This is a genomic window from Chamaesiphon polymorphus CCALA 037 (assembly GCF_003003845.1).
Classification (GTDB): domain Bacteria; phylum Cyanobacteriota; class Cyanobacteriia; order Cyanobacteriales; family Chamaesiphonaceae; genus Chamaesiphon; species Chamaesiphon polymorphus.
Window position 1 is genome coordinate 1 of the sequence record NZ_PVWO01000642.1, and the last position, 2695, is coordinate 2695.

At 45.3% G+C, this 2695-nt stretch carries 2 protein-coding genes; both read left to right on the forward strand.

Going from position 1 to position 2695, the window contains the following annotated elements:
* A partial coding sequence (locus tag C7B77_RS30535) for a TRADD-N-associated membrane domain-containing protein (protein ID WP_181244058.1) occupies positions 1–935 on the forward strand: 935 nt, incomplete at its 5' end.
* A gap of 283 nt (positions 936–1218) precedes the next feature.
* Positions 1219–2514, forward strand: coding sequence for a dihydrolipoamide acetyltransferase family protein (locus C7B77_RS27655; RefSeq protein WP_106312631.1), 1296 nt, complete (start codon positions 1219–1221; stop codon positions 2512–2514).
* Positions 2515–2695: the final 181 nt, after the last annotated feature.

A 2695-nucleotide genomic window follows, 5' to 3' on the forward strand; every position in this document is an offset into this window, starting at 1 on the left:
CAGATGTGTATAAGAGACAGTCGCTAACTCGAGAAGCTATAGGTGCTTATGAAGTCATTGTCATTCCAATTCAACAAAAGTGGAATCATGAGATACTAACAAAAGAAATAGTTCCAGATATTTACAGAAGCAAACAATCTTTTATAGATGGTTTAAAAAAAACATCTCTAAAGGTCTATAATGATCGAAAGACTATTTACGAGTCAACTTTGGAGTTCTCCGTTAACAATATCAGATCGATTTTTCCAATCCTAAATGGTAGAAATGAATTGTCTATGCTGTCTGGGTTATGCGTTCCTTTCTCATCTCGAGATGATAAAAAAATAGGAGTTATGTGGATGCTTTTCTCAAGGCCGTTTGCACGAGATCTTTCAGAAGAAGACAAGGCTATATATCAAGTGTATGCTAACCAAATAGCGTTGGCTTATTCCAGTGCAAAACAATCTGAAGAATTAAAGCAAAAACTTTCTAAAAATACATTTGAGCTAACTGCGAATATCGATCTTAACTACAAAGATGCTCGAAATCAGGCAATCATATGTTTTGTGGTATCGTTGTGCACTTCAATTGCTGGTATCATACTTTTATTCTACGGTTTTTATCATGTAATAGAGAAGAAGGATAAAACATCTGATACTTTAGTTAAAAGTGGAATGGCAGCTTTAGTTGGCGCATTCTTACAAGGAGTTACTGTTCTGGCATTTAACCAGGGTAAAGCTGCGAATGAACGTATGGATCGATATCACAAAGAGTTATACAATGTCCGTAAATTGCAAATCCTGCTTTCTGCAACAGAACAACTTTCTCCAGAAACCTCTCCACAAGCGAAACAACAGATTATTCAAAGTACGACCAATAGCTGGATTGAATCAATTAATGAAACTAAGAATTTAGAAAAACCAAAAGAACAGAAGAATTTGGGAAAGCCAAATTAAATCAATGCAAATCAAAGTAAAATTAAAGCAATAAGTGGCTAGTGGCTAATGTGTCTCCATGTGCCAAGAACAGATAAAGTATGATGGAAAACGTTGACGGTCATTTGCTCATTCTCATTTCATGGGGCGTGACTGATTCTCAATTATGCTAATCCATACCCTTTGTTTTATGCACGAAGATTTTAGATTAAAAATCAATCGAGTTCATATCCTGTTATCCCCAATTAGGCTAAGATAGAAAGTCGCAAGCTCAACCTAAACTGTTCGATCGAGAAGATTCCCCATGGCAATACACGAAGTTTTCATGCCTGCTCTAAGTTCCACCATGACTGAAGGCAAGATCGTCTCTTGGCAAAAATCGCCAGGGGACAAAGTTGAAAAAGGTGAAATCGTTGTCGTGGTGGAATCCGACAAGGCAGATATGGATGTCGAAACCTTTTATAGCGGCTACATTGCGACGATCGTCATTCCAGCGGGAGAGTCCGCACCAGTAGGATCGGCGATCGCGTTAGTGGCCGAAACTCAAGCCGAAATTGAAATAGCCAAGCAGCAAGCTCAAGGCAAATCTTCAGCCGCCACTGCTACTGCTCCTACGACAACATCAGCACCAGCCGCCACTGCCACAGCTACCACGATCGCGCCTCCAGCCACAACTGCCACTCCAGCCCCAGCTACACTCAGAAGCGAACGCCCCGTAGTTTCCCCCCGTGCGAGGAAATTAGCTAAAGAATACGGCATCGCTGTCGAAACTCTCAATGGCACTGGCCCCAACGGTCGGATCACCGCAGAAGATGTCGGTGCCGCTGCCGGAAAACCCCAAGCAGCTCCCGCACACAGCCAGCCAGCAGCACCAGTCGCCACACCCGCATACGTACCGCCTGCCGCACCTGCGATCGCGGCAGTCGCCGGAACTGTAGTTCCCTTTACCACACTCCAAGCCGCCGTCACTCGCAACATGATGGCGAGTCTATCGGTACCGACATTCCGCGTCGGTTATACGATCGAAACCAACAATCTCGACGCACTCTACAAGCAAATCAAAGCTAAAGGCGTCACCATGACAGCACTGCTCGCCAAAGCAGTCGCCATGACTCTTGCCAAACATCCCACAGTTAATGCCAGCTACACCGATGCAGGTCTCAACCATCCCGGCTCGATTAACATCGCCGTTGCCGTCTCCATGCCCGATGGCGGTCTAATTACCCCCGTTCTCCAAAATGCCGATAAACTCGATCTTTACTCCCTCTCGCGGATGTGGAAAGATCTAGTCGATCGCGCACGGATCAAGCAATTGCAGCCCCAGGAGTACAGCTCTGGTACTTTTACCATCTCCAACCTCGGAATGCTGGGTGTCGATCGATTTGACGCCATTCTACCCTCCGGTACGGGTGCGATTTTGGCAGTGGGTGCGTCGCATCCGCAAGTAGTGGCTAGCGAAGATGGTACCTTTGCGATCCGTCGTCAAATGCAAGTCAATATGACTGCCGATCACCGGATTATTTACGGTGCCGATGCGGCTAATTTCCTGAAGGACTTGGCTCTATTAATTCAAACTAATGCCCAATCTTTGACGTTATAGAACCCATTTGAGATCTTTACGATTGCGTGCAAAATTCCTCATTCAGTCGTTTTTTTAGATCTGTAGGGGCGGGTTTGCGGCGCATCGAACGGGAGGGAACCTCCCGTTTGTGTGCGACAAGACAATGCTAGTTAACATCGATTTTAAAATCGATCTCAAACGAACCCGCCCTCCCCAACGG

Coding starts and splice junctions, on each gene's coding strand:
- C7B77_RS27655 (WP_106312631.1), top strand. CDS start 1,219: ATGGCAATACACGAAGTTTTCATGCCTGCTCTAAGTTCCACCATGACT.